29 protein-coding genes and 1 tRNA gene are annotated in these 25492 nt (G+C 71.0%); 15 read left to right on the forward strand and 15 right to left on the reverse strand.

Features of this window, described 5'->3' with window-relative positions; all coding sequences use genetic code 11:
- Positions 1-241: 241 nt before the first annotated feature.
- From ABZU25_RS31100 to ABZU25_RS31110, 3 genes are all read left to right on the forward strand, one after another.
- Complete coding sequence (locus ABZU25_RS31100; RefSeq protein WP_355032911.1) at positions 242-976, forward strand: hypothetical protein; 735 nt, start codon at positions 242-244, stop codon at positions 974-976.
- A gap of 16 nt (positions 977-992) precedes the next feature.
- Positions 993-1850, forward strand: coding sequence for a hypothetical protein (locus tag ABZU25_RS31105; protein WP_355032912.1), 858 nt, complete (start codon positions 993-995; stop codon positions 1848-1850).
- 148 nt (positions 1851-1998) lie between these two features.
- Positions 1999-2244 carry a hypothetical protein gene (locus ABZU25_RS31110; protein ID WP_355032913.1) on the forward strand — a complete coding sequence of 82 codons (246 nt, stop codon included), beginning with the start codon at positions 1999-2001 and terminating at the stop codon, positions 2242-2244.
- Between the two features lie 494 nt (positions 2245-2738).
- Here the strand turns inward: ABZU25_RS31110 and ABZU25_RS31115 are convergent.
- Together ABZU25_RS31115 and ABZU25_RS31120 are read right to left on the reverse strand one after the other, a co-directional pair.
- Positions 2739-2810, reverse strand: a tRNA-Val gene (locus ABZU25_RS31115).
- A gap of 50 nt (positions 2811-2860) precedes the next feature.
- Positions 2861-3418: a TIGR02611 family protein gene (locus ABZU25_RS31120; RefSeq protein WP_355032914.1), complete on the reverse strand. Its 558-nt coding sequence runs from the start codon at positions 3416-3418 to the stop codon at positions 2861-2863.
- 294 nt (positions 3419-3712) lie between these two features.
- Here ABZU25_RS31120 and ABZU25_RS31125 point away from each other — a divergent pair, with 294 nt between their 5' ends.
- Positions 3713-4144 (forward strand): SsgA family sporulation/cell division regulator, encoded by a 432-nt coding sequence (locus ABZU25_RS31125; protein WP_007457244.1) that lies wholly within the window; start codon positions 3713-3715, stop codon positions 4142-4144.
- A 115-nt stretch (positions 4145-4259) separates the two neighbouring features.
- Here ABZU25_RS31125 and ABZU25_RS31130 read toward each other — a convergent pair whose 3' ends face one another.
- Complete coding sequence (locus tag ABZU25_RS31130) at positions 4260-5036, reverse strand: glucose 1-dehydrogenase (RefSeq protein ID WP_355032915.1); 777 nt, start codon at positions 5034-5036, stop codon at positions 4260-4262.
- Positions 5037-5240: 204 nt separating this feature from the next.
- Here ABZU25_RS31130 and ABZU25_RS31135 point away from each other — a divergent pair, with 204 nt between their 5' ends.
- Together ABZU25_RS31135 and ABZU25_RS31140 are read left to right on the forward strand one after the other, a co-directional pair.
- Positions 5241-6233, forward strand: coding sequence for an AraC family transcriptional regulator (locus ABZU25_RS31135; RefSeq protein ID WP_355032916.1), 993 nt, complete (start codon positions 5241-5243; stop codon positions 6231-6233).
- A gap of 7 nt (positions 6234-6240) precedes the next feature.
- Positions 6241-6696, forward strand: coding sequence for an Rrf2 family transcriptional regulator (locus ABZU25_RS31140; RefSeq protein ID WP_355032917.1), 456 nt, complete (start codon positions 6241-6243; stop codon positions 6694-6696).
- Between the two features lie 13 nt (positions 6697-6709).
- Here the strand turns inward: ABZU25_RS31140 and ABZU25_RS31145 are convergent, their stop codons facing one another.
- The 3 genes from ABZU25_RS31145 to ABZU25_RS31155 all read right to left on the reverse strand — a co-directional run bounded on the left by ABZU25_RS31145 (position 6710) and on the right by ABZU25_RS31155 (position 8188).
- On the reverse strand, positions 6710-7321 hold the full coding sequence (locus ABZU25_RS31145) for a malonic semialdehyde reductase (protein WP_355032918.1): 612 nt from the start codon (positions 7319-7321) through the stop codon (positions 6710-6712).
- The gene (locus tag ABZU25_RS31150; RefSeq protein ID WP_355032919.1) at positions 7318-7887 is read right to left on the reverse strand and encodes a flavin reductase family protein; all 570 of its coding nucleotides are present in this window, start codon (positions 7885-7887) and stop codon (positions 7318-7320) included. The genes ABZU25_RS31145 and ABZU25_RS31150 overlap by 4 nt, the downstream gene beginning before the upstream one ends.
- A 223-nt stretch (positions 7888-8110) precedes the next feature.
- Positions 8111-8188, reverse strand: coding sequence for a putative leader peptide (locus tag ABZU25_RS31155; protein ID WP_350938629.1), 78 nt, complete (start codon positions 8186-8188; stop codon positions 8111-8113).
- A gap of 249 nt (positions 8189-8437) precedes the next feature.
- On the opposite strand from ABZU25_RS31155, the gene ABZU25_RS31160 reads away from it, so the two are divergent.
- Complete coding sequence (locus tag ABZU25_RS31160; protein ID WP_030333600.1) at positions 8438-8617, forward strand: DUF4236 domain-containing protein; 180 nt, start codon at positions 8438-8440, stop codon at positions 8615-8617.
- 118 nt (positions 8618-8735) lie between these two features.
- On the opposite strand, the gene ABZU25_RS31165 is transcribed toward ABZU25_RS31160, so the two are convergent.
- Positions 8736-9611: a hypothetical protein gene (locus ABZU25_RS31165; RefSeq protein WP_355032920.1), complete on the reverse strand. Its 876-nt coding sequence runs from the start codon at positions 9609-9611 to the stop codon at positions 8736-8738.
- Positions 9612-9636: 25 nt separating this feature from the next.
- The gene (locus ABZU25_RS31170; protein ID WP_355032921.1) at positions 9637-10158 is read right to left on the reverse strand and encodes a VOC family protein; all 522 of its coding nucleotides are present in this window, start codon (positions 10156-10158) and stop codon (positions 9637-9639) included.
- A 49-nt stretch (positions 10159-10207) separates the two neighbouring features.
- Here ABZU25_RS31170 and ABZU25_RS31175 point away from each other — a divergent pair, with 49 nt between their 5' ends.
- Together ABZU25_RS31175 and ABZU25_RS31180 are read left to right on the forward strand one after the other, a co-directional pair.
- Entirely contained in the window at positions 10208-10669 is a 462-nt protein-coding gene (locus ABZU25_RS31175; RefSeq protein WP_355032940.1) for a MarR family transcriptional regulator, read from the forward strand.
- Between the two features lie 57 nt (positions 10670-10726).
- Positions 10727-12451, forward strand: coding sequence for a tetratricopeptide repeat protein (locus ABZU25_RS31180; protein ID WP_355032922.1), 1725 nt, complete (start codon positions 10727-10729; stop codon positions 12449-12451).
- Between the two features lie 65 nt (positions 12452-12516).
- Here ABZU25_RS31180 and ABZU25_RS31185 read toward each other — a convergent pair whose 3' ends face one another.
- Together ABZU25_RS31185 and ABZU25_RS31190 are read right to left on the reverse strand one after the other, a co-directional pair.
- The gene (locus ABZU25_RS31185) at positions 12517-13881 is read right to left on the reverse strand and encodes an ATP-binding protein (protein ID WP_355032941.1); all 1365 of its coding nucleotides are present in this window, start codon (positions 13879-13881) and stop codon (positions 12517-12519) included.
- 74 nt (positions 13882-13955) lie between these two features.
- Positions 13956-14612 (reverse strand): response regulator transcription factor, encoded by a 657-nt coding sequence (locus tag ABZU25_RS31190; protein ID WP_355032923.1) that lies wholly within the window; start codon positions 14610-14612, stop codon positions 13956-13958.
- A 97-nt stretch (positions 14613-14709) separates the two neighbouring features.
- Between ABZU25_RS31190 and ABZU25_RS31195 the strand changes: the two genes are divergently transcribed.
- Positions 14710-15819 (forward strand): sigma-E factor regulatory protein RseB domain-containing protein, encoded by a 1110-nt coding sequence (locus ABZU25_RS31195; RefSeq protein ID WP_355032924.1) that lies wholly within the window; start codon positions 14710-14712, stop codon positions 15817-15819.
- A gap of 71 nt (positions 15820-15890) precedes the next feature.
- On the opposite strand, the gene ABZU25_RS31200 is transcribed toward ABZU25_RS31195, so the two are convergent.
- Entirely contained in the window at positions 15891-16526 is a 636-nt protein-coding gene (locus tag ABZU25_RS31200; RefSeq protein ID WP_355032925.1) for an SGNH/GDSL hydrolase family protein, read from the reverse strand.
- Positions 16527-16670: 144 nt separating this feature from the next.
- On the opposite strand from ABZU25_RS31200, the gene ABZU25_RS31205 reads away from it, so the two are divergent.
- Positions 16671-18965, forward strand: coding sequence for an ATP-binding domain-containing protein (locus ABZU25_RS31205; protein WP_355032926.1), 2295 nt, complete (start codon positions 16671-16673; stop codon positions 18963-18965).
- 69 nt (positions 18966-19034) lie between these two features.
- On the opposite strand, the gene ABZU25_RS31210 is transcribed toward ABZU25_RS31205, so the two are convergent.
- Complete coding sequence (locus ABZU25_RS31210; RefSeq protein ID WP_355032942.1) at positions 19035-19457, reverse strand: hypothetical protein; 423 nt, start codon at positions 19455-19457, stop codon at positions 19035-19037.
- A gap of 190 nt (positions 19458-19647) precedes the next feature.
- Here ABZU25_RS31210 and ABZU25_RS31215 point away from each other — a divergent pair, with 190 nt between their 5' ends.
- On the forward strand, positions 19648-21690 hold the full coding sequence (locus ABZU25_RS31215; protein ID WP_355032927.1) for a glycerophosphodiester phosphodiesterase family protein: 2043 nt from the start codon (positions 19648-19650) through the stop codon (positions 21688-21690).
- Between the two features lie 179 nt (positions 21691-21869).
- Positions 21870-22247 carry a hypothetical protein gene (locus tag ABZU25_RS31220; protein WP_355032928.1) on the forward strand — a complete coding sequence of 126 codons (378 nt, stop codon included), beginning with the start codon at positions 21870-21872 and terminating at the stop codon, positions 22245-22247.
- 65 nt (positions 22248-22312) lie between these two features.
- Here ABZU25_RS31220 and ABZU25_RS31225 read toward each other — a convergent pair whose 3' ends face one another.
- The 3 genes from ABZU25_RS31225 to ABZU25_RS31235 form a co-directional block, all read right to left on the reverse strand.
- Entirely contained in the window at positions 22313-23266 is a 954-nt protein-coding gene (locus ABZU25_RS31225; RefSeq protein ID WP_355032929.1) for a sporulation protein, read from the reverse strand.
- 185 nt (positions 23267-23451) lie between these two features.
- Positions 23452-23673 (reverse strand): DUF397 domain-containing protein, encoded by a 222-nt coding sequence (locus ABZU25_RS31230; RefSeq protein WP_355032930.1) that lies wholly within the window; start codon positions 23671-23673, stop codon positions 23452-23454.
- Positions 23670-24539 carry a helix-turn-helix transcriptional regulator gene (locus ABZU25_RS31235; RefSeq protein WP_355032931.1) on the reverse strand — a complete coding sequence of 290 codons (870 nt, stop codon included), beginning with the start codon at positions 24537-24539 and terminating at the stop codon, positions 23670-23672. The genes ABZU25_RS31230 and ABZU25_RS31235 overlap by 4 nt, the downstream gene beginning before the upstream one ends.
- A gap of 333 nt (positions 24540-24872) precedes the next feature.
- Here ABZU25_RS31235 and ABZU25_RS31240 point away from each other — a divergent pair, with 333 nt between their 5' ends.
- Both ABZU25_RS31240 and ABZU25_RS31245 read left to right on the forward strand, forming a co-directional pair.
- A complete protein-coding gene (locus ABZU25_RS31240) occupies positions 24873-25121 on the forward strand; it encodes a DivIVA domain-containing protein (RefSeq protein WP_355032932.1) in 249 nt (82 codons plus the stop codon).
- A 131-nt stretch (positions 25122-25252) separates the two neighbouring features.
- Positions 25253-25441: a hypothetical protein gene (locus ABZU25_RS31245; protein ID WP_355032943.1), complete on the forward strand. Its 189-nt coding sequence runs from the start codon at positions 25253-25255 to the stop codon at positions 25439-25441.
- The last annotated feature ends 51 nt before the right edge of the window (positions 25442-25492 follow it).

Genomic DNA, 25492 nt, shown 5'->3' on the forward strand with positions numbered 1-25492 from the left:
CCGAATCCGCTCCGAACGCCAACGCCGATGGGGTCAGACCACCGCTCAGGCAGCAGCCTGACCAACCCGGCCAACATTTCCGGTCACAGCACTAGACGACCACCAGGGCGGCGCCGCCCGCGGCTTCGTCAGTGACCAGTTCACCGCCGTGGCCCGGCTCCTGCGCCGAGCTTCCTACAACGCGCAGGCTGGCCGCCGCCTTGCCGCCGCACTAGCGCAGCTCGCCCAGACCGCTGGGTTCATGGCGTTCGATGCCAACGAGGACGGCCTCGCCCAACGCTGGTACCTCACCGCTCTACGCGCCGCGCACGCCGCTCGCGATCCCGGCCTAGCCGCCAGCATCTTGGCCCTCATGTCCAACCAAGCCGCTGACCGAGGCCACGCTCTCGACGCCCTGCAACTCGCCTCAGCAGCCCAAGAGTCGGCGGCAAAGACCCCGCCCGCCGTCCGCTCACTGGTAGCCGCCCGCAGCGGCCTCGCCCACGCCGTCGCTGGCGACCTCACCAGTTTCTTTCACAAGCGCGAGAACACCCTCGCACTCCTCGACACCACCCCCGACGCTCCACTGCCCCCGTGGGCGTCGTACATCGATCGAGTCGAACTGGACGCGATCACCGGCCGAGGCCTCGTTGTACTCGCCGAGCAGGTCCCGATTCAACGGCCAGCACTCCTTCGCCAAGCCGGGCGGCTGCTCCACGCCCGCGCGCACACCAGTCCCACCGACCTCCCACAACGCTCCGCACTACGCCACGGCGCCTGGCTCAGCCTCGCCCACCACGCCGCTGGCGACCTCGACCTCGCGGTCAGCACAGCCCGCCTCGCCCTTGGCCGCCTACCCGCCGTCAGCTCCGTGCGCAGCGTCGCACTGCTACACCGACTTCACGACGAACTCGCCCCCGCCGCACCGCGCTCACCAGCGGTCCGCGACATCCTCCGCGAACTTCGTGAGTTGCCGCGGACATCACCCGCACGGTGATCACTTCGAAGGGACTGTGTATCTAATCTTTCGGGCGCGCAACGACGACGTGCTAGCAGGCCGGCTGGCTGCCAGCGACGTCACGCCGAAGGTGTTTACCCAGACGTTGCTGTCCGCCTCCGGTGGAGTGTGGATCTACGCACTGTCGGTGATGGATCAGGTCCGCGATGGCGACCTGCCCGCCGACCGCCTCGACGCTCTGCCCGCCGGGTTGGCCGGGTACTACAGCCAGAACCTGCGGCGAATCCGGGAGCTGAACCCGAACCAGTGGGACGAGATTGTATTACCGATTCTGGGTACGCTGGCTGCGGCCACCGACCCGATAACGGCTAGCACGATCGCGGTTTGGTCCGGGAATTTGCCTCTAGGGCCAGCGCAGGACGTACTCGACGGCCCGACACGCCCGTTCCTCGCCCACGTAATCGGCGATCGGGATGCAGTTGATCCGACTAGGTTGGTATCGGTTGCGGCACCGGAGCCTGCGCGACTTCCTGACTGGACGGGACACCAGCCACGAGGACCACACCGTGGTACAGCACTCGATGCGCTTCGCTACTCGATGCGCTTCGCTCACACGACCCGGCAGGCCCACGCGAAGATCACGGCTTACATCACACCCGCCTGTGACGAGACGGGCGTCCGCCAATGGGAGGACGCCGACAACTACGCCCTGGCACACTTGACCGAACACGCCGCCGCCGCGCAGGAACTTGATCGGCTAGCCCTAAACCCCGGCTACCTCCTGTGGACCCCACTGCCGCCGCTGCTGCGACTGAGGAATACGGTCACCGACCCGCGCGCCCGACGGGCGATCGCCGCGCGAGAATTGATGGGCGACACCAGCGTCCTGAACCCCTGCGAGCATCTGCATTAGTTGCATGTGTGGGCGCTCAAGTACCGCAGCACCACCCTCGCCGCTGCCTGCGCCGTCCGACTCCCCCGATGCTCCGCGCGCTGACGGCGCGATTTGGCGAGGAGTCACCCACACCCCTCTGCACGGCGGTACCGGCGCGGTGCGCGCGGTGGGAACCTGGACCCAGCAGGACGGCACCACCCTGCTCGTCACCGCCGGCAACGACCGGGTGGTACGGCTGTGGCACCCCGACAGCCTGCAACCCGCCACCGAACTCCACGGCCATGACGGCGCGGTGCATGCAATAGCGACCCGGAGCCGGCCGGACGGCACTACCCTGCTCGTCACCGCCGGTAAAGGGAGCGCGGTGCGGTTTGTGGGACCCACGCACTCTGCAAGCCGCCGACAGACTTGACGGCCCCGCCGACTGGGTACACGCGTTGGGAACCTGGACCAGGCCGGACGGCACCTGTGGCGCTCCCACTCTGCGCCCTCATCCTCGAACGCGCAGCACATCGAGGAGGTGATGACCACGATGCACAATGCGAATCAGCGGGTGTCCCGCCGATCAGCCAGAGCGGGCCACCCCTGGTTCGTTATACCTTGCGCCGAGCCCGTCTCGGACCTTCGACCGGCCGATTCAGGTGCCACCGCGGCCAGGGCGCCGCAGATCACCTGGCTTTAGGGCAGCCGCGAGGTTGCTGTTGTCGCAGCCCTCATGATGCTGCTGCAGTTCGCATCTGGACGAAGCGGTTGAACGATCGGGGCATGGGACTGCCCGGTCGCCGCCCGCGGGACTACCCAACCAGAGCCGCTGCTCCCAATCTGCTCCCAATGTAAGCCGCACATACCGCAAAGCCCGTTACCGATGACTCCGGTAACGGGCTTCTGACCTGCACAAACTGAGAGTGGGCGATGCTGGTATCGAACCAGCGACCTCTTCGGTGTGAACGAAGCGCTCTCCCACTGAGCTAATCGCCCTCAGCGCCACTGACTCTACCCGATCGTGGAACCCGACCGGAAATCCGGGGTCAGTGCGTCGCCAGGTACTGCCTCGCCGTGGCCACCAGGTCGATGCCGAAGCTGACCTTGAGTGACAGCCAGACCACGGTGGCCACGAAGACCAGGCCGACGGATCCGATCACGATCCGCACCAGCAGCGACTGTCGCGTCACCCACTGCGTCCAGCCGTAGACGTGTCGGCGGGTGAAGCCGAGCAGCCGGCGCGCCCAGTGGTATTCGACCGCCCAGATGCCCAACCCGGCGATCACCAGCAGCCAGCCGGGACCGGGCAGCGGGATGAGTGCGATGCCGATGGTCACCACGACCGCTCCCGCGATCGCAATGAAGATCTTGAGGGCGATCCGGCCGGTGGGGTTGGCCCGGATGAGGTCGAGGGTCAGCGAGATCCGGTCCCGCCAGCGGGGGCGGCGCGGCGGGTCTCCGACGACGAGGACGCCGCCGGGACGATCGGCGTCGGGCGTTGGCCGATCGGCGCGTTCGGGCTGCTCCATCGGTGTTCCGTACCCCCGCTTTTCGGCTGTTCGGACCGCGACCTTCGGCGGGGCGGACGCCGTGGGCCGATCCACTGAGGATTTCTTCGCCACCATTTCACCCCCCAGTGTCGCTCAGGCCCGTCACTGCAACGGCCGACTGGACGTTACCGGAGTAAGTCGACGACTGAACCACCCGATGCCGGGCGGGATCACGCACTGGGCAGAACCGGAAATTCTACATGAATGTTCACATTCACGCGGGCTTTCCGTCCCCCTTCCCACCACTGGGTGAAGTCAGCGTATGGCGGAGCGTAGCCAGGAGTAGCACCTGAGTATGGGAAAAGCGGGACACGCGCGTTCCGCAGCGGTGCCGGGGGGAGAACGTCCATGAGTGTCATCCGACCGACGACCGTAGAGGTCGAGACGTCGCTAAGGCTCGTCGCACCTGACGCCACCGCCTTGCCGGTGCGTGCCAGTCTGCGTTACGACCCTGCTGACCCGTATGCGGTCCATGTCCTGTTCCACGCCGAATCTGCCGGCGGCGAGGCGGTGAGCTGGTCCTTCGCCCGCGAACTGCTTGTCACCGGCCTGGACGAGCCAGCCGGCATCGGTGATGTGCGGGTCTGGCCCTGGGCCACACCGCGCGGCGACTTCGTCGCGCTGGCCCTCTCGTCACCGGACGGCAACGCCCTCTTCGAGGTGCCGCGCAGCGTTCTGGTGCGTTTCCTTCGACGGACGTACGTCGTCGTCCCGCGCGGCCGCGAAGCCGAGCACCTGGACGTCGACACGGCGGTGAACCGGCTGCTCGCCGGTCGCTGAGCACCGCCCGAACGGGCAACACCGGCCATACCGGGGCCGCGCGGATCTGCCGAGTCCGCGCGGCCCCGGCACACCCGGGGGGTACGCGGGCAGCCCGACCCGGGATGGTCGGTGCTCAGCCGTGCGTGGTGATGCCGCCGTCGACGGGGATGACCGCGCCGGTGAGGTACGCGCCTGCCCGCGAGGAGAGGTAGATGGCCGTGCCGGCCATGTCCTCCGGGCGTCCGATGCGGCCCAGTGGCACCTGCTGTTCGATGGCCGCCCGGCTGGCGGGGTCGTCAAGCGCGAAGGCCATCATCTTGCTCTCGAACGGGCCGGGCGCGATCGCGTTGACGGTGATCTGTTCGGCGGCGAGTTGCTGGGCCAGGCTGCGGGTGAGCATGTGCACCGCCGCCTTGGTGGCCGAGTACGCGTACACCTCCATCCACGGCACCCGGATGCCGTCGATCGACCCGATGTTGATCACGCGGGCCGGGTCGTCCGCGCTGGCGGCGGCGCGCAGCGCCGGCAGCAGCGCGGTGGTGAGCCGGAAGACGGCCTTGACGTTGACGGCCCAGAGCTTGTCGAACGCGGCCTCCGGGTAGGTTTCCAGCGGTGCGCCCCAGGTCGCGCCGGCGTTGTTGACAAGCACGTCGAGGCGATCGAAGCGCTCGCGTACGGCGGCGGCCAGCGCCTCGGCGCCGGCGTCGTCACTCAGGTCGGCGGGTATGGCCTCGCACCGGCCCTCGGCGGAGAGTTCCTTGGCGACCGCCTCGCAGACGTCGGCCTTCCGGGACGAGATGATCACGTGTGCGCCGGCCCGCACGAAGCCCTGGGCGATCATCAGACCGATCCCCCGCGACCCGCCGGTGACCAGGACCGTCTTACCTTCGACCGAGAACAGCTGCGTCATGCCCATCCCATCGCGAGTCGGCGTGGGCCGCCGACCGGTCGGACGGCCGGCGACGCGCCGGGCGGACCACGGACCGGACGGCGCTACCGCCGGGTAACGTAGCCCGGCCGCCGGGATCGCGACAAGCCCCGCGTGCGGCGCCGATTGCGCGACGCACGTCGATTGGGATGCGATGACCTGCGGTTCGGGCTAACGTCGCAGGCGATGGTCTCCACCGGTCCCTCCCCCGCGCCACCGATCGGTTCGGCTTCACCCGTACCCGACGAGATCGCCACGTTCGCGCTGGCCGACCTTGCCGGTGACCCGGGCTGGCGTCGGCCGGTGATCGTCGAGCAGGAGCTGCTGATCCTCACCACCCGTGGGCACGGCGACGCCGAACTCGACTTTCACCTGCTGCCGTGCCGGCCCGGCACGCTGCTGCGGGTCCGCTCCGGCCAGGTGCTGCGCTGCGCCGGCCCGCAGTTCGACGCCACTGTGGTCTCCTGGGACACCGAGGCGCTGCGCGGTTTCGACGTCGACCTGGCCGCGCCCCTCACCTGGCGGCAACTGGCCGGCGAGGACGAGGACGCGGTGATCACCGAGGTGAGCCAACTGGCGGTGGACTGCCAGCGGCACCCCGGCGGTCGCACCGCCCGCGCGCTGCTCCGCCACCAACTGGCCGTGCTGCTGCTGCGGCTCACCCTGGCCGGCGCCGACCGCTCGACCTCCCGGCCCGAGGATGAGACGTTCCACCGGTTCTGCCAGGAGGTGGAGCACGGCTACCCGCGCACCCGACGGGTGGAGGACTATGCCGCCGCGCTGCGCTGCTCGGTGCGTACCCTGACCCGGGCGTGCCTGGCCGTCACCGGCCGCAGCGCCAAGCAGGTCATCGACCAGCGGGTCGCGTTGCAGGCCGGCCGGCTACTCGCCGCGACCGACCAGCCGATCGCCCAGATCGGCCGGCAGCTCGGCTTCTCCGAGCCGACGAACTTCGGCCGCTTCTTCACCCGCGAGGTCGGCGTCAGCCCCGGCGCGTTCCGGGCCGCCCGCGACCAACCGGTGACCGGCCGGGTGGTCCGGCCTCGACCGCCCGTCGAGCCGACGGGCGTCAACGGTGGCAGGTTCCGCCCCGGCACGCTCGGCGAGCCGACCAACGGCGGCCACGCCGGGCCGTCCGGGTCGCCCACCGGACCGGCCCGCGGCACCGGCCGGGCATGATGACGGGGTGCAGATCTCCGCGCGCGGCGACTACGCGGTACGGGCGGCCCTGAGCCTCGCCACCGCGTACCCCTCGCTGCTGTCCACCCAGGCCATCGCCGGGGAGCAGGACATGCCCCGCAAGTTTCTGGAGGCGGTCCTGGCGGATCTGCGCCGGGCCGGCATCGTCCGCGCGCAGCGCGGCGCCGAGGGCGGCTACACACTGGCCCGTCCGCCGCGCGAGGTGACAGTCGGCGCGGTACTGCGGGCGGTGGACGGCCCGCTGGCCGGGGTGCGCGGCCTGCGCCCCGAGGAGACCCGGTACGAGGGCGCCGCGGAGAACCTGCCCGGCCTGTGGGTGGCGGTGCGGGCGGCGGTGCGGCGCGTGGTCGACGAGGTGAGCCTCGCCGAGATCGTCAGCGGTCGGCTGCCCGCCCACGTCCGCAAGCTCACCGCGCTGCCCGACGCGTGGGAGCCGCGCTGATCCGCCTCGCGGGTCAGAGCGTCCGGACCACGTCCTCGGTGCTCAACCGGGGCAGCCGCTCCCGCCAGGAACCCGGGCCGGGACGGCCCACGTTCAGGACCAGCAACGTCTCGTGTCGCCCGTCGGGAAAGAACTCCCGGGTCACGCCCGCCGCGTCGAACCCTGCCATCGGGCCGGCGGCGAGCCCCGCGGCGCGTACGCCCACCAGCAGGTAGCCGATCTGCAGGGTCGCGCTGAATCGGGCCTGCTCGACCCGCGTCGCCCGATCGGTGAGCCAGTCCCGGGCCTGCGGGCGGTGCGGGTACAGCTCGGGCAGCCGCTCGTGGAAGTCCACGTCGGCGGCGAGCACCGCCACCAGCGGCGCGCTGGCGGTCTTCGCCCGGTTGCTCGACGAGAGGTACGGCAGCAGTCGTGCCCGGGCTGCCGCGCTGCGCAGCAGCAGCACGCGCAGCGGCTGGCCGTTGTACGCGGTCGGCCCGTACCGGATCAGGTCGTGGATCGCCGCGACCTCGGCGTCGGTGACCGGCTCGTCGGTGAACGTGTTGGCCGTGCGGGCCGCCCGGAACAGCAGGTCCTGGGCGGCCCGGTCCAACGCGAGCAGGTCCGGTGTGGTGGCTGCCCTCACCGGGGCACCGGCGCGACGGCGGTGGTGTAGCCGCCCCGGTGGTGCACCAGCGGCGCGCCCTCGCCGCCGTCGCCGAGCGCCAACGGCTCGGCGATGACCAGCGTGTGGTCGCCGGCGGGCACCCGGTGCACCACCCGGCAGAACAGCTGGGCCAGCACGCCGGTCAGCAGCGGCACTCCGAATGGTCCGGACGTCCAGCCCGGGTACGCGGCGAACCGGTCGATGCCGCTGGTGGCGAAGATCGTCGCGGCGTCCCGCTGGCCCGCGGTCAGCAGGTGAACGGCGACGTGCTCGGCGCGAGCCAGCACCGGCCAGCTCGAAGACGCCACCCCGAGGCAGAACGAGACGAGCGGAGGGTCCAGCGACACCGACGTGAACGAGGTGGCGGTGAAACCCGCCCGGATCGGCGCGCCGATCCCACCCAGGCAGGCGGGGTCGGTGGCGCGGGCGACAGCGGTGACCACTGTGACGCTGGTGGCCTGTCGACGCAGCAGAGCACGGAACAGGTCCGCACTCACCGGTCGCAGCTCCGCCGCGTCCACCGGGGGACGCTCCACGGTGGTCACTGCGACACCAGGGCCAGCGACGGGTACGCGAGGGCCGGGCCGGAGCAGCCGGCTACGGCGGTGATCGGGGCGTTGGCGAAGCGGGATGGGGACATGCGGCATCTCCTGATCTGTCCACGGCGGGACCGGGGACGTTCGGAGGGGGCGGGGGCACGCTGCTCCGCGTTGAGCGGGCCGGCGGTGTGAGTGCGGCGCTGGAACCGAGCCGGATGGACCGGTCAGCTCAACAGAGCGCGCTCGCGTGCCGGACCAGGTCGACGTGCACACGAGCGGTGAGGTGAAGCTCATCCCGCTGCGACATGACTTCATGCTGCCGGGGCGGGATCGACCGGTCAACGGTCTTCCAGAAGGTGAGACTTGCACGACTACCGATGCGACAAAGCACTCCTACCAGTGTCTATCGTGGCGCAAGACCTATCTGTTGAGTAGAGATTTGCGGTGCGCGGATGGCCACTGTCCAGGACGGACGCCGAGAGGGTTTCAAAAGTTGCCGGTGCGGGCATGTTCGATCTCGACACGGCAGGGAACTGGTGACGAGGGGAGTCCTCCGATGGGCCTCATGTTTCGCAAGCGCAAGAAGTACGGTCCGATCATCCTGAACTTCACCGAGAACGGCTTCTCTTCGTGGAGCATCAAGATCGGGCGCTGGTCCTGGAACTCCAAGGCCCGGGCGCACCGGGTCGACCTGCCGGGTCCGCTGTCCTGGAAGCAGGACAAGTCCCGGTCGTAGCCTCCCGGGAGTCGAGCGGGGTGCCGGTGATTCACCGGCACCCCGCTCGGCGTCCGCGGGCTCAGCGCTCGGCAGGCTCAGCGCGTCCGCGCTCGGCGTGATCAGCACGTCGGCGTGATCAGCACGTCGGCGTGATCAGCTCGTCGCCGGCCAGCTTGCCGGTCTCGCGGTCGCGTCGCACGTCGCCCGCGTCGAGCAGGTCGGCGAGCGCCCGGTTGGCGTCAACGGCGCGGTAGACGGTCGCGGTGAGGGTGTGCCGACGCAGCTCGGTGACCGGCCGTGGGCCGCCCCGACGCAGTTCCGCAAGCAGCTCGCGAGCCAGCGGTTCGAGGTCGGGATCGCCGGCCACGTCGACAGTCGCGCCGGTCGGGTCGCGGTAGCGCACGCCGAGATCCGCGCCGACCGCCCAGAGCGCGTCGCGGACCGCCTCCAGACTACGGTCCGAACGACTGCCGAACGCGATCACGCCGGTAGCCGCGTCGTCCGGCGACACCGGTGCCAGCTCGGCGACCAGGGGAAAGCCGACCGCGACGAGCGCGTCACGGGCACTGCTGCCCGCGTGCAGCAGCACCTCCCCGGTGCGGCCGTTGGCGGCGGCGGTGAGCAGCTCCCGGCTCACCGCACCGGGCACGTCCACGAAGGAGAACAGCGGCGAGCCGGCCGCGCCGGCCGCCTTGGCGGCGACCGGTAGTCGGTCCGGGGTGCCGGGCAACAGGTGCACGGTGACCTCGGCGGGCAGTTCCGCCTCGACCGGGCCGAGGCGGGCCGGCAGGTCGGGCGCGCCGTCGGCAAGCACCAGCACCGTCACCTGCCGGCCACGCAACTGGTCGGCGTGCGCGGCGACCAGGTGCAGCGCGGCCACCGCGCCGCCCGCGTCGGTGCCGGCGAGCGCCACGGTGACCCGCCGGGAGCGGTGCAGGGCGGTGGGCAGCCAGGTGGTCAGCTGGCGGACCAGCAGCGCACGGAGGAAGTCGGTAGTCCGGTCGGTCGGCATCAGTCCGTTTTACCGTACGACCTGCTCAGGCCGGCACGGAGATCCCCACCCCGCCCCGGGTCTGCCCGCCGTAGCGCCGCCGCTCGGCGTCCAGGTCGAGCCGACCGATCTGCTTGCGGGCGGTCAGCGTGGCGTCGTCGAGCAGATCGGCGGGGACCAGCCAGACGATCTCGAACTCCAGACCGTCCGGGTCCTGCCCGTAGAGGCTCTTGGTGGTGCCGTGGTCGGAGGTGCCGACCAGAGCCCCGGCGGTGGCGAGTCGCTCGGCGGTGACGGCCAGCTCGTCGAGGGTGTCCACCTCCCAGGCGAGGTGGTAGAGGCCGACGGTGGCCCGGCCGGCGGTGGACCGCCCGGCGCCGGCGCCGATCTCGAACAGGCCGAGGTCGTGGTCGTTAGTGGAGTCGGGGGCCTGGAGGAAGGTGGCGCCCCGGAAGCCGTCCGGGGTCATCGCCACCGCACGGAAGCCCAGCACGTCCCGGTAGAACGCGACGCTGCGGGCGAGGTCACTGACGTAGAGGACCGCGTGGTTGAGCCGGTGGATACCCATGACCCGAGGCTAGCGCAGTTTTGTTGAACGTTCAACTAATTGGGTTATGATGACGGTCATGACCCGCTGGCTGGACTCCGACGAACAACGCACGTGGCGCGCGTACCTCACCGCCTCCCGGGCGTTGATGGACACGCTCGACCGCGAGCTGCAACGCGACGCGGGCATGCCACACGCGTACTACGAGATCCTGGTCCGGCTCTCCGAGTCCCCCGGTCGCCAACTGCGGATGAGCGACCTGGCCGAGGCTGCGGGGTCGTCACGCAGCCGGCTCTCGCACGCCGTGGCCCGGCTGGAGGCGGCCGGATGGGTGCGCCGCGAGGACTGCCCCACCGACCGGCGTGGGCAGATCGCGCTGCTCACCGACGAGGGTTTCGCCACCCTCGCGGCCGCCGCGCCCGGCCACGTCGAGGGAGTACGCCGGCATCTGTTCGACGCGTTGAGCCCCGCCCAGGTCGACCAGTTGCGCCGAATCAGCGAAACCCTGGCCGACCACCTGAGGAGATCCTGACCAATCGACACCGGCGCGGGTCTTGTACTTACCGTCGTCAAATGAGCACGATGGGGCGTGTCTTCCGGCTTCGGTGAACTGACTGACCAGGCGCACCACCTCGTGTCGGCCGGTGACCTGGCCGGCGCGCAGCAGTTGCTCGCCGACGCGCTCACCGACGCCGACCCCCGCCCGGCCAACGCCACCGAGGAGTTGGCCGAGGCGGCCAGCCTCCAGGCGCGGGTGTTGGTCGCCCTCGGTGAGCCGCACTCGGCCCGAGGATGGGCTGCCTTCGCGTACGCGGCCACCACCCGACTGCACGGCCGTTCCGACCCGCGCACGGTGGCCGCCGCGGCGACCCTGGCCGCGGTGTTGCACCGGGTCGGCAGCCACTCCCGGGCCGCTCGGCTCTACCAGGAAGTCATCATCGAGCTGACCGCGCAGGATGGCCCGGAGTCGCTGCGGGTGCTCGCCGCCCACGCCGACCTGGCCACCGTCGAGTACGCCCGCGGCCAGTGCACTGTCGCCCGGGACCGGCTCCAGGATGCCTGGGAGCTGCACCGTGAAATCTATGGCGACGGGCACCCCAGCGGCATCAAGATGCTGGCGCGGCTCGGGGCGATGCAGCGTGACTGCGGGCAGTTCACCGAGGCACACGACAACCTGGCGTTGGCCCGCGAGCTGTGCCGGCAGCACCTGCCCGCCGACGATCCGCTGGCCGCGCAGGTGGCGGCCCTGGCCCGGGCGGCGGCCAATCCCGACCACGCCTGCGCCGACAACCCGCCCACGGCCCGGGACACGCCGGTGGTGCCGGCCGCCCGCGTCCCACCGCACGGCGACGAGCCGACCGAGTCCAGCCACCAGGCACCGGCCCCTGCCGCACACCAGGCCGGGCCGGCGGCCGGCGGTACGGTTCCGAATCCCCGAACGCCGGCCGACGAACCAGTCGGGTCACCGGGCACCAGGTGGCCACCCGAGACCGCGGAGGAGCCCCCGTCCCACCACACCGACACACCGGTGCCCCCGTCGGTGATCGGGTTGGCCGGCGGTACCGAGGAGCAGCCCGGGGTGTACCGGCTGCACCGCCCCGCCACGCCCCCCGACCCGCAGCCGGCGCCCCATCCGTACGCGACGTCCGGCCCGTACGCGGCGTCCGACCCGTACGCGGCGTCCGACCCGTATGCGACGTCCGACCCGTATGCGGCGTCCGGCCCGTATGCGACGTCCGACCCGCACCCGGCGTCCGACCCGTACCGGCCGCTTGAGCCCTACACGCCGTCCCGCCTGCTGCCGGTCCCCGTGCACCGGGCGCCGGCGGCCCAGCGCAACCGGCTCGTGCCGGTGCTGGTGGCCGGCGTGGTCGTGGTGCTGCTCGGCGCGGCCGCGGTGATCGCCGGAGTGGCCCGGGTCGACGGCGACGACGAGCCGACTCCGCCGCCGGCCAGCGGCTCCCCCACCGCCAGCCCGCCGGCCGCCACCGCGCCCAGCTCGGCCGGTGCCGCGCCCACGCCGCCCGGCGCCGGGGCGCCGCCCGGCAGTCCGCCCGGCGCGGTGACCCTGCGCGACACCCGGGACAGCATCGCGCTGAACTGGACCTACCCGGCCGGCAGCGAGGGCCCTGTGGTCATCGCGGGTGGCCGTTCCGGCCAGGACCGCAACGTCTTCGCGACCCTGCCGGCCGGCACCACCAGCTACGTCATCTACGCACTCAACCGCACGAACGACTACTGCTTCACCGTTGCCGTCGTCTGGTCCACCGACACGGTCGCCAACTCCGAGCAGGTCTGCACCCGCCGCCGCTGACCTGACCGACGCCGACCGGCCCGCGCACCCGTCGGGCGCGGCCCGCCGTACGCCGCCGGGCCGACCTACTCCCCGGCCCGCACAGCCGGCAGCAGCAGGCACACCCGTAGCCCGTGCCGCTCCGGCGCGTCGGTGAGGGTGATGCTGCCGCCGGCCCGCCGCACCAGTTCCCGGACGATGGCCAGCCCCAGGCCGGCGCCTCCGTCGTCGCGGGCCCGGCCGTCGTCCAGCCGGGTGAACCGGTCGAACACCCGCTCCCGGTCGGCCACCGGGATCCCCGGGCCGTCGTCGGTCACCGTCACCAGGTGGTACGCCTCGACACCAGGCCCGACCGTCCGCCGCGCCGCCGACGCCGCCTCGCCGGCGAGCACCACACTGCCGGACGCGTGCCGTACCGCGTTGTCGACCAGGTTGGACAGCACGCGTCGCAGCTCGTCGGCATTGCCGGTCGTCCAGAGCGGGCCGGTCGGCATCGCCACCCGCACCGGCGGTGCCGGGTAGCGAGCGGCAACCTCGGTCAGCAGCGCGCCCAGCTCCACCGGGCCGGTCCCCCGGGCCGGTGGAGCCTCGTCCAGGCGCGCCAGCAGCAGGAGATCGTCGACCAGTCGACTCAGCCGGTCGGTGTCGGCCAGCAGATTGGCGGTCACCGCCGTCCAGTCCGTCCGGTCCGCGAGGCGCTGGCCCACCTCCAGCTCGGTCCGGATGTTGGTCAACGGGCTGCGCAGCTCGTGTGCGGCGTCGGAGACGAACGCCCGTTGGCGCACCCGGCCGGACTCCAGCCGGTCCAGCATGCCGTTGAGGGTGACCGCCAACCGGTGGATCTCGTCGACCGATGCGGGCACCGGCAGCCGGCCGGCACCGGCCGGCTGCCGGGTGATCTCCTCGGCGCCCCGACGTAACGCCTCGACCGGCCGCAGAGTCGCGCCCACCACCCGCCACGCCACCCCGGCCAGCACGGCCACCAGCAGTGGGAAGGCCACCAGCAGGATGACCCGGACCACGTGGGTGCTCTGCCGCACGTCGGCCATCGACCGGGCGACCAACACGGTGAGCGGGTCGGTCGTCGTGCCGGCGGGCACTGTCACCACCTGGACCGGGCCGGCGAGCCCGACCCGCTCCGCCGGCACGTCCAGCCGCTGCCGACGGTCATGGTCCAGCCGCTCCGGGCGGACCATCGGGACGAGCCGGTCGGCGTCGATCGAGGCGGCCCTGATCCGCCCCTGCCCGTCGACGACCTGGACGCGGACCTGCCCGCCGGCCACCGGCAACGGGTCGGGCAGCACGTCCTCGGCGGCGAGCAGGGCGACCGCGTCGGCGGTCCGGAAGGCCTCGGTGTCGACGTTTCGCTGGAGCACGAAGCGGAGCGCGCCGAGCAGCACCACCCCGCCCAGGGCCAGCCCGATGGTGAGGCCGAACACTCCGATCGCCATGAGCCGCCCCCGCAGCCCCAGCACCGGCAGCCAGCCGTTCCACGCGCGACGGGCCGGCACCGGGCCGCCGATGGTCACGTCGCCAGCCGGTAACCGGCGCCCCGAATCGTCTCCAGCCGGTCCCGGCCGAGCTTGCGGCGCAGGTAGCCGACGTACACCTCGACGATGTTCGGCGCGGTCTCCAGGCTCGCGTTCCAGACGTGGTCCAACAGCTCGATCTTGGAGATCACCTGACCGGGTCGGCGCATCAGATAGTTCAGCAGCGCGAACTCCCGTGCGGTAAGGGTCACCTCGGCGTCGGCCCGGGTCACCCGCCGGCGGGCCGGGTCCAGTCGCAGGTCTCCGACCGCCAGCACCGCCGGGCGTTCCGGCGCGCCCCGGCGCAGCAGTGCCCGCAGCCGGGCCAGCAGCACCACGTACGAGAAGGGTTTGGTCAGGTAGTCGTCCGCGCCGCAGTCGAGGCCGTCAGCCTGGTCGTACTCGCCGTCCTTGGCGGAGAGCATCAGCACCGGCAACCAGTGCTGCTCCGCTCGCAGGGTGCGGACCAGCTCGTAGCCGGAGAGGCCGGGCAGCATCACGTCGAGGATCATGGCGTCGTACCCGCCGTGCCGGGCCGCGTCCAGGCCGGCCGGACCGGTCCGCGCCACGTCCACCGCGAACCCCTCCGCCCGCAGGCCCCGTTGTAGGGCAGCCGCCAACCGAGCCTCGTCCTCCACCACCAACAACCGCACAGCTCAAGGGTGCCACCCCGGGTCAACCGGCGGCGGCTCGGCGTCCTCAGCACGTTCTCAGGGCCGAGGGGGCAGGATGGTGGCAGGAGGTGCCACCATGTCCGTCCTGAGAAGCCGTCCCGTCCTTCGTTGGCTGGTTCCGGCCACCGCCGCCGTCGCCGTCATCGGCGGCGGAGCGGCCATCGGTACGTTCGCCGCCGAGGCCGAGCCGAGCCTGCCGCCGCGTACCGCCGCCCAGCTCCTGGTCGACCTGCAGACCTCCCGGCTGGAGGGGGTCTCCGGGACCGTCGTGCAGCGTGCCGACCTCGGCCTGCCGCCGCTCGTCGGGCTGGTCCCCGGCAACGAGCTGACCACCATGTTGACCGGCACGCACACCCTGCGGGTCTGGTATTCCGGCCCGGAGCGGCAGCGGGTCGCGCTGCTGGACACCCTCGGCGAGCAGGACGTGATCCGCAACGGCCGGGACCTGTGGACGTGGGAGAGCCGCACCAACACCGCCCGCCATCGCACGATTGGCGACACCGAGACCGGACGGGCGGCTCCCGAGGCGCGGCCGAGCCTGCCGGCCACTCCGCAGGAGGCCGCCGACCTGGCGTTGGCCGCGATCGATCCGAGCACCGAGGTGAGCGTCGGCCGCTCGGCGACCGTCGCCGGTCAGGACGCGTACGAACTGGTCCTCCAGCCGCGCGACCAGGACTCCCTGGTGCACCAGCTGCGGATCGCCATCGACGCCAAGCAGCACGTGCCGCTGCGCTTCGAGGTACTCGCGAAGGGCAGTGACAAGCCGGCGTTCGAGATGGCCTTCACCCAGATCGACTACCGCCGGCCCGAGGCCGACCAGTTCACCTTCAACCCACCGCCCGGCGTGACCGTCACCGAGGAGAAGGCTGAGCGGCCGGCCGCGGGCAAGCCCGGCCACGTCGAGCCGGCCGGTGATCCGCAGGTACGCGCCGTGGGCGCCGGCTGGACGACAGTGCTGGTCGCCCGCCTCGACGGGGCCGTCGGAGGCAAGTCGGCCGCACCGGGGCCCGGCGCGCCGGACGTGGACCTGTCGAAGCTGCTCGGCGGGCTGACGGCGGTCAGTGGCGACTGGGGCAGCGGCCGGCTGCTCACCGGCAAGCTGTTCAGTGTCCTGCTCACCGACGACGGCCGGGTCCTCGCCGGCGCGGTCACTCCCGAACGGCTCTACCAGGCTGCTCGCGGCTGATCCACCGGTGTCCGCGCCGGGTCGACCCACCGGTCGGCCCGGCGCGTCGCCGTGCCCGAACGAAGCCCGGGTCAGTGGGCGGCGTTCACGCCGAGGGCGCTGAGGTAGGCGTCGGCGAGGACCGCGTGGCCGGGCAGGTGCGGGTGTACGCGGTCATCGGCCCAGCGGCTCGACGGGCTGACCGCGAGCACCCGGTCGAACGCCGCCTGGTTGGGCACGTGCACCGCGTCGAACTCGGCGGCCAGCCCCGCCACCACCGCCGCGTACCGGTCGGTGTCGGCGCGTTGCGGGACGCCGCGGTCCGCCTCGATGAGGAACGGGTCACCGAGGATCAGCCGGCAGCCGGTGCTGGCGACCGCCCGACGCAGCAGGTCGCGCAGGGTGCGCTCGTACTCCTCGATGCCGACGGCCTCCGCCGGCCGGTCGCCGTAGTGCCGCCAGATGTCGTTGATGCCGATCAGCACCGCGAGCCAGTCGGGGCGCTCGGCGATGGCGTCGTCGTCCCAGCGGGCGGCCAGGTCCCGCACCGTGTCGCCGCCCACACCCCGGTTGACCCAGGTCAGCTCCAACTCGGGGTGCCGGGCGTCGACAAGCGCGCGGACGAGGCTGACGTAACCGGAGCCGTAGGGCGCGGCGACGTCGCGTCGACCACAATCGGTGATGCTGTCGCCGATGAAGACCACCCGTTGCCCGGTCCGCAGGATCATCCGACGCCACCTCGCGATCACCGGCACCGACCCGCCGGGCTTGGTGAGAACCGGCGGAACGCGCTATCTTCAACAGTTCGAGGACACAAAAAAGAACGGCTATAAGCCGTTCCTGCAAGCGATTCTAATCTTTAGGGAGACGGCTTGTCAAGGCACTCCGGCGGTTCCGGCGAATTGCCGCTCGACGACGAGATTGGTCGCGAGCAGGAGTACGTCTCGATGCTCTACGACCAACTGGACGGGCTGCGTGAGCAGGCCGCCCACCGGCTCACCGCCGAGCTGCGCAACACCGGCGGCACCCTCCAGGACCGTTCGCAGCGCGACAGCTCGGTAGCGATGTACGCCGATCAGGTCGAGCAGTTCTCCGCCGTGGAGAACGGGCTCTGCTTCGGCCGTCTCGACGGTGACGACGACTCCCGCCACTACATTGGCAGGATCGGCATCTTCGACACCACAGGCGACTACGACCCGCTGCTGATGGACTGGCGGGCCCCCGCCGCCCGCGCCTTCTATCTCGCCACCGCCGCCAACCCGCAGGGCGTACGCCGCCGCCGGCACCTGCGTACCCGCCAGCGCAAGGTGACAGGGCTCAACGACGAGGTGCTGGACATCGGCTCCGCCGCCCCCGGCGGCCACGAGGAGCTGACCGGTGAGGCGTCGCTGCTCGCGGCACTCAACGCGGGCCGGACCGGCCGGATGCGCGACATCGTCGAGACCATCCAGGCCGAACAGGACGAGGTCATCCGCGCCGAGCTGCCGGGCGTCATGGTGGTCCAGGGCGGCCCCGGCACCGGCAAGACCGCCGTCGCGCTGCACCGGGCGGCGTACCTGCTCTACACACACCGCCGCGAACTCTCCAGCCGGGGCGTGCTGCTGGTCGGCCCGAACGCGACCTTCCTGCGCTACATCTCCCAGGTGCTGCCGACGCTGGCCGAGACCGGCGTGCTGCTGCGTACCCAGGGTGATCTTTTTCCCGGGGTGAGCGCCCAACGGACCGAACCGGCCGAGACCGCGGCGCTCAAGGGCCGGGCGGTGTGGTCCGAAATCCTGACGCTGGCCGTGCGGGACCGGCAGTGGGTGCCGGACGAGCCGCTGGAGATCGAGGTCGAGCGGGAGGCGCTGAGCCTCGACCCGGAGACCGTGCGCACCGCCCGGGACCGGGTGCGCCGGGTCGACCGGCCGCACAACCTGGCCCGGACGCTGTTCGGGATGGAGATCGTGCACGCGCTCGCCGACCAGGTGGCCGAACGGATCGGCGCCGACCCGCTGGGCGGGGACAACCTGCTCGACGAGGCCGACCGGGCCGAGATCCGCCGCGAGCTGCGCGAGGAACCGGAGATCCAGGCCGCCCTCGACCGGCTGTGGCCGGTGCTCACCCCGCAGCGCCTGCTCGCCGACCTGTACGCCGACCCGGACCGGATCGCCGCCGCCGCGCCGATGCTCACCGACGACGAGCGGGCGCTGCTGCACCGCGAGCCGGGTGGGTGGACGCCGGCCGACGTGCCGCTGCTGGACGAGGCCGCCGAGCTGCTAGGCGAGGACGAGCGGGCCGCCGCCGCCCGCCGGGACCGGATCCGGACGATGGAACGGGAGTACGCCGAGGGCGTGCTGGAGATCGCCAGGGGTTCCCGCTCGATCGACGTCGAGGACGAGGCCGAGGGCGGTGAGATCCTCGGCGTGACCGACCTGATCGACGCGGACCGGCTGCTGGAACGGCAGGAGGAAGCCGACCGGCTGACCACCGCCCAGCGGGCCGCCGCCGACCGGACCTGGGCGTTCGGCCACGTGATAGTGGATGAGGCGCAGGAGCTGTCACCCATGGCGTGGCGGCTGCTGATGCGCCGCTGCCCGAGCCGGTCGATGACCATCGTCGGGGACGTCGCGCAGACCGGCGCGCTCAGCGGCACGCCCTCCTGGGCGGACGCCCTCGCCCCGTACGTGGCGCGGCGGTGGCGGCTTACCGAGTTGACTGTCAGCTACCGCACCCCGGCCGAGATCATGGCGGTCGCCGCCGACGTCCTCGCGGAGATCGACCCGGCGCTGCGTCCGCCGCGCTCGGTGCGGGAGAGCGGCGTACCCCCGTGGGACCGGACGGTGCCCGACGAGCGGTTGGCGGCGGAACTCGTCGCGGAGGCCACCCGGGAGGCGACAGCGCTGACCGAGGGTCGGCTCGGCGTGCTCGTGCCGGCCGGCCGGGTGGACGAGTTGGGCTCCGCGGTGACGGCCGCGCTGCCGGAGGCCGCCGTGGGTGAGCATCCGGAGCTGGAGAGCCGGGTGGTGGTGTTGACAGTCGCGCAGGCCAAGGGGTTGGAGTTCGACTCGGTACTGGTCGTCGACCCGGACCGGATGGTGGCCGAGTCGCCGCGCGGGCGCAGCGACCTGTACGTCGCGCTCACCCGCGCCACCCAACGCCTGGGCATCCTGCGCGCCGGCAGCTGACCGGTTGCCACGCCGCCCCCACCGGCTTGTCGCTCGGCGGGGGCGGCGCGGTCTGAGTCGCCTCGCAGGTCAGTCGCTGATGGACCGGTCTCTGGTGGTCTTGGCCGGTCCGGTCGCGGACGTGGACTGGTCGCTGGTGCCACCACTCATCGGCGTGCTCAGGCCGCCGGTGGTGGCGTCCCCGGTCGTCGTCGGGGCCACCGTGCCGCGGTGCCGCTCCGGCTGCCGGGCCACCCGGCGCACGCTCGCCGGACCGGCGGTGCCACCGGTGGTGGTCACCGCGCCCTGCCCACCGACGGGGCCGCCGTCGCGCAGCACCTGCGGATCGATCCGTTCGTGCGCCGGGTCGAGCGGGTCGTCGCGCTGGATCTGACTCTGCACATCGGTACGGGGAAGCGTGACCTCGTCGACGGCACCCTTGCCGTACACGCCTCCGGCGATCCGATCCTCGGCCTGGCGGGCGGCGTCCTGCCGCATGTCGTCCTCACGCACGATCATCACCTCGCAGAAGCTGTGGAACTGACTGCGTGCCCGGCCTCCGGCCAGCCAAACCCGCTGTGACCGGGAGGTCGTCCACGGTGGTTCACCCTCGCGCCGCCCACTGGCCGCCTGCCCGCCGCCCGAGATGTCCATGCTGTCCGGCGACCGGTGGGAGATGCCCACCGGCAGAGGGGATGACAGCGTGCGCACAGTACGCCGTACCGCCGTCGCGGCCCTGGTGGCCGCGACGGTGACGACCGGGTTCGCGGTTCCCGCCCAGGCGAAACCGCGACCGGACCGGACATTCGACGTGCAGGCCCACCGCGGCGGCCTCGGGTTGCGGGTGGAGAACACCCTCGCGTCCTTCGGCAACGCCCTCCAACTCGGGGTGACCACCCTCGAACTGGACGTGCAGATCACCGAGGACGGTCAGGCCGTCGTCACCCACGACCGGAAGATCAGTGGTGCCAAGTGCGTCGACACCGCCCCGGTGGCGCCCGGCGACCCGGAGTTCCCGTACGTCGGGAAGTACGTCAACACGCTCAGCGTGGCGCAGGTGCGCTCGCTCGACTGTGGCTCGAAGACGCTGCCGGACAAGCCCGGCCAGCTCGCCGTCCCGGGCGCCCGGATGCCGCTGCTGCGTGAGGTCTTCGCCCTGGTCAACCGTTACCGGGCGAAGGACGTGACGCTCAACGTCGAGACCAAGGTGGAGGCCGGCGCGCCGACCGAGACCGCGCCCCGCGACCAGTTCGTCCGGGTCACCGCGGCCGAGATCCGTGCCGCCGGGCTGCTCAAGCAGGTCACCATCCAGAGCCTCGACTGGGGCGCGCTGATGCGCATGCGCCAGGTCGAGCCGAAGCTGCCGCTTGTCGCCCTGACCAACTACGACTTCCTCCAGACCGGCAAGCCCGGTGCCTCGCCGTGGCTGGGCGGGCTGGACATCGACGACTTCGGTGGCGACCCGATCAGGGCGATCCGCAGCTTCGGCGCGAGCGCCTTCTCGCCCGTGCACGGCATGCCGCAGAACGGCACTGTCACCGACCCCGGCTACCAGCCGTACGTCACGAAGGAGATGGTCGCCCAGGCGCACCGCTACGGGATCAAGGTGATCCCGTGGACTGTCGACGACGTGCCGACAATGGCCAAGCTGATCGACGACGGCGTGGACGGCATGATCACCGACTACCCGGACCGGCTGCGCGCTCTGCTGGCGCAGCGCGGCTACCGGCTGCCGAAGGCGTACGCGGCGCCGTTCGACATCCAGGCGCACCGGGGCGGTCGGGCCACCCGGCCGGAGAACACCCTGCCGGCCTTCGCGAACGCGTTGTCCAACCGGGCCATCTCCACCCTGGAACTGGACACCGGCGTGACCGCCGACGGCAAACTCGTGGTGCTGCACGACAGCACCGTCAACGGGTCGCACTGCGTCGACACCGCCCCGGTGCGTCCCGGCGACCGGAAGTTCCCGTACGTGGGCAAGCCGGTGCACGAGCTGACCCTGGCACAGCTCAAGACCGTCGACTGCGGCACGAAGACGCTGCCCGAACTGCCCGCGCAGGTGCCCGCGCCGGGTGCCCGGATCCCGACCCTGGACGAGGTATTCGCCCTGGTGAAGGCGAGTGGCCGCGGTGACATCGGGATGAACATCGAGACGAAGATCAGCCCGGTGGTGAACGACACCGAGCCGTACCGCAGCTTCACCCGCACGCTCGTCGACGCGATCCAGCGGGCCGGCTTCACCAACCGGGCCACCATCCAGTCGTTCGACTGGCGCACCATCACCTACGCCCGGCAACTCGACCGCCACATCGGCACTGTCGCGCTGGTCTGGCAGTACGGCCCGGCCGAGTGCGCCACCCTTGCCGACGAGTGCTCGCTGGAGGCGGTCTACGGCAACCCGTCGGTGCAGAGCCCGTGGACCGGTGGGCTGGACTGGTGGAAGTACCAGGACCTGGGCAAGCTGACCCGGGCCGCGGGCGCTGGCACGGTGTCGGCCAACTGGCAGGTACACGACCCGAAGCAGGGCACTGTCACCTCGGCCGACTGGTACCTGCGGGAGAACCCGGCATACTTCCACGGACCGGACGTCCGGACCCTGCAGACGCGGGACAACCTGAAGGTGATCCCGTACACCGTCGATGACGCGACGGTCATGCAGCGGGTCATCGACCTCGGTGTCGACGGCATCATCACCGACGACCCGGACCTGTTGGTGAGCGTGGCCATGCGCAACGGCCTGCGCTGACGCGCTGGCCCAACCGATCGCCGGCCGGATTTTCCGGCCGGCGATCGGTGTTACCTGCTCGCGGGCCTCGGGTAGTCGGGGGTCGTCCCCGCCGTGAACGCGAAACCGTGCCGTGGCCGAAACGCGGTAGCGGGGCTAGGGGGCTCAGGTACGACTCATCGCATCCTGAGGAGGACCAGATGAGCACGCAGGCTGCTTCCACCCGGCCGATGAATCGGCCCATGAACGACCCGCAGAACCCGGCGTCGATGCAGAACACGTCGACCCAGCAGATGCCGGTCATGCACGACGGACGTCGCAACGACATGCAGGCACCCGGTACGGAGACCAAGCAGGCTTTCAAGACCACCGAGTTCTGGATCTACCTGATCGCGGTGGCCGCCGTACTGGGCGCGTCGCAGGTCGTCGGTAAGAACTCCGCCGGAGTGGACATCTTCCGGGCCGACAACGCCTGGTTCCTGATCACCCTGCTGACGCTTGGCTACCTCGGTAGCCGTGGCCTCTCGAAGGCCGGCAGCAACTGGCGCAGCAGCGAGGAGCGCAAGGCCCGGCACTGACCGGTTCACAGTGCACGGTGGCCTCCGGGAGAACCTCCCGGAGGCCACCGCCGTGTGTGCGACGACTATTCGTCGCCGCCGAAGTCACCGCCGAAGTCGCCCTCGAACGCGTCCTCGATCATCTCGCCGGCGATCATGCCGCCGGCGACGCCGAGGGCCGCCCCGGCCACCATGCCGCCCATGCCCATGCCACCCCGGCCATGACCGTGACCGTGGCTCGGGCCGTACTGCGAACGCAGACTGCCGTAGCGGGACGTGGTCTCGCGCAGCCAGCCGTCGACGACCTGCGCCCAGTCGACGCGGTCGACGTCGGTGTGCGACACCTGGTAGCGACCGAACGCGTCGTGCCCGGAGCTGAGGAAGCCGCCGCGCTTGTCGCACTCCAGGATGACCTCGACGCCGCGCTGGCTGGTCACGAAGGTCAGCTCGACCTCCCGGATGGTGCTCGCGTACTGCGGAGCGGCGAAGAACTCGATCTCCTGGTAGAACGGCAGCGTCTGCTGGACGCCCCGGATGTGACCGCGCTCCAGGTCGGCGTGCTTGAACCGGAAGCCGAGCCGCTGGAACGCCTCCAGGATCCGCTCGTGCACCGGCAGCGGGTGCACCGCCACCTGGTCCAGGTCGCTCTTGTCGACCGCGCGGGCGATCGCCAGCTCGGTGCGCAGGCCCATCGTCATGCCGTGCAGGCGCTGGCCGTACACGTCGGTGATCGGGGTCTCCCACGGCACCGGCAGCTGGAACGGGATCGAGAGCTGCTGCTTGGGGGCGAGCTGCAACGCTCCGCTGACCGCCATCCGGTGAAACTCCAGGGTGCCGGAGTATTCGGCGTCGTGCCCCTCGACCTCCACCCGGGTCACCAGACCGATCACCACCTGCTCGATGGCTGCCTCAGCGTCGCCACCGACGAGGTTGACCTGCCCGTCGAGGGTCAGGCCGGGCCGGGTGTTGGGATTGGTCAGCACAGTGTCCACACTGGGACCGCCCACACCGAACGCGCTCAACATCTTCTTGAAGACCATCGGAACTCCTGTGCGACGCCGACCGCTCCAGGCTGGAGTCGGACGTTGACTCGACCGGCACCCTATCCAGCACCCCTGTGAGGTGGCTGTGAAGCGCCGGCCGGCTGCCGTGTTCGTCGGCGCCACTCGGTCGACTCAGGTTTCTGAGCGACCGGGACACCCCGGTCTCCATGAAGGCGAGTCGATCAGGGTTGGATGCAGACGAATGCGCCGTCCTTCACCCCGGCGACGAACGCTGTCCACCCGTGGACGCTGTAGACGAGGGCGGCCGCCGCGCGATCCTTGCTGTCGCGTACCGCCACCCGACCAGACCCATCCAAGACCGGCCCTGCCTCGACACAGCTTCCGCCGTTACTGTTGCTTCGCGTGCTGATATGCCAGGCCACCGCCGGCAAGGCCTCGCTCATGGCAGTTCCTCCGTGATCTTGGCGATCAGCCTGGTTGTCTCGCGCTGGTCAAGCGCAACATCCCGGAGCCGATGGTACGCAAGGGCGTAGCGTTTTGACTTCGGAGATTCCATGAAGCGGCGCCCGCCCAGAGTCTCGGCATAGGCGACCTCCGGGTAGGGCTTGGGCATCCGGAAGAGAACGAACGAGCCATCCAAACCGGCGTGCAAACCGACCTGTGATGGCAACACGCGGACGTCGATGTTGGGTCGTTGGATCAGGCAGCCCAGGTGTTGAAGTTGTGCGCGCATCACGGCAGGGCGACCCACGGGTCGACGAAGAACGTTTTCGTCGATGATCGCGGCAACACGGACGACAGGTTCCCGAGTCAGCACGCGTTGGCGATCAAGCCTCAGCTGCAGCCACTTGGCTACCGAGAAATCCGTCGCCTGCTCGCCCTCAGCGTTGCGGATCACTGCCTCCGCATAGCCAGGCGTCTGCAACAGGCCAGGCATCAGAACGGCATCCCAGGAAGAGATCTGCTCCGCTCTCGTCTCCAGCCAGGGGAAGTCGATGAAGGAGGCGTCCACCAACTCGTCATAGTCGTCGTCCCATCGGTCGGTCCGCCAGGCATCCTCGGCGAGCTGGATGAAGCGGTTCCGCTCACGCCCGTCGTACTCGCCGTAAAGATCGAGGAGAGCCACCACGACTCCACGACGAAACGGCCACTCGGCGCGCTCCCACCGAGCGATGGACGAGAAGTCGCGCTCCAAGAACTCCCCTGCCTGCTTGAGCGTGATGCCGCGTCGCTCTCGCAGCTGTCGCATCTGCTGACCGAGCCACTGGGCGCGCAGTGTCTGAACGATCGCCTCACGTCTGGCGGGCATAGTTTCCCTCTCCTCGCGAACCCTCATGACGAACTTGTTGGTGTCGTTGCACCAATACCGAAGCCACTGGAAACGTGGCCTTCGGGTGAGGGTGATCGCCGGCCCCCGGGGAAGCCCGGTGCTAACACGGCAACCGCGGCTGCGCCAACAGCCGAGAAGGTGACGAGAGACGGCTTCGCGAGTGGCAGTCGCATACCGGCTCTCGTCGGGTCTCAACTAGAGCGTCGGGAGGTGCGAGTCCCGGCTCCGAACCGACTTGAAGAAATACCTACCACGTAGAGGGGTGCGCTCGCGACCCTGACTCACCCATCGACCGACGACGAGAGGTGACAGATGAATAGAGGCACGCTGTACGACGGCAGCCGGCTGCATCCGCGGCACGTCCGCGACCGTCAGTTCGCCACCGTCGGCTTCGGCCGGCGGGGCCTCGACCCCAGAGAGGTACGGCGGTTCCTGCACCGGGTCGCGCTCGACCTGACCGTGCTGCACCAGGACCTGGCGGTGCTCAGTGCGGAGAACGCCCGGGTGAAGCGGGCACTGCGTGCCTGGCACAGCGCCGGGTCCGAGAGGCGTCAGCCATGATCCCGTCGGGCCAGATCTTCGTGCCGCTGCCTCGGGCCGCCGTGTTGGCGTGCACCGAGTCGACTGAACCGCCGCCCCGACACGTGATCCACCTGCCGGTGGCGGTGCCCGACCTGGCCGGGGCGTTGGACATGGCCCGTAGCCTCGCCCGGTCGTTCGCCTCGACGCCACGGATCGACGTCGCCGGCATCACCGTCTCGGCCGAGGACGCGCAGCACGTACGACATTGGGTCTTCTGCGACCGCATAATGCCCGATCGCCGCCGGTGTGTGCGGCAGGCCGACCACGACGCGCCCTGCCGACCCGCCGACGATCCCTAGCCCGACAGGCGCCGGCCCAAGATCCGCGCAACTTCGGTGAAGATGCTGTCT

Source organism: Micromonospora sp. NPDC005215 (assembly GCF_040607915.1).
In the GTDB taxonomy this organism is placed as follows: Bacteria; Actinomycetota; Actinomycetes; order Mycobacteriales; family Micromonosporaceae; genus Micromonospora.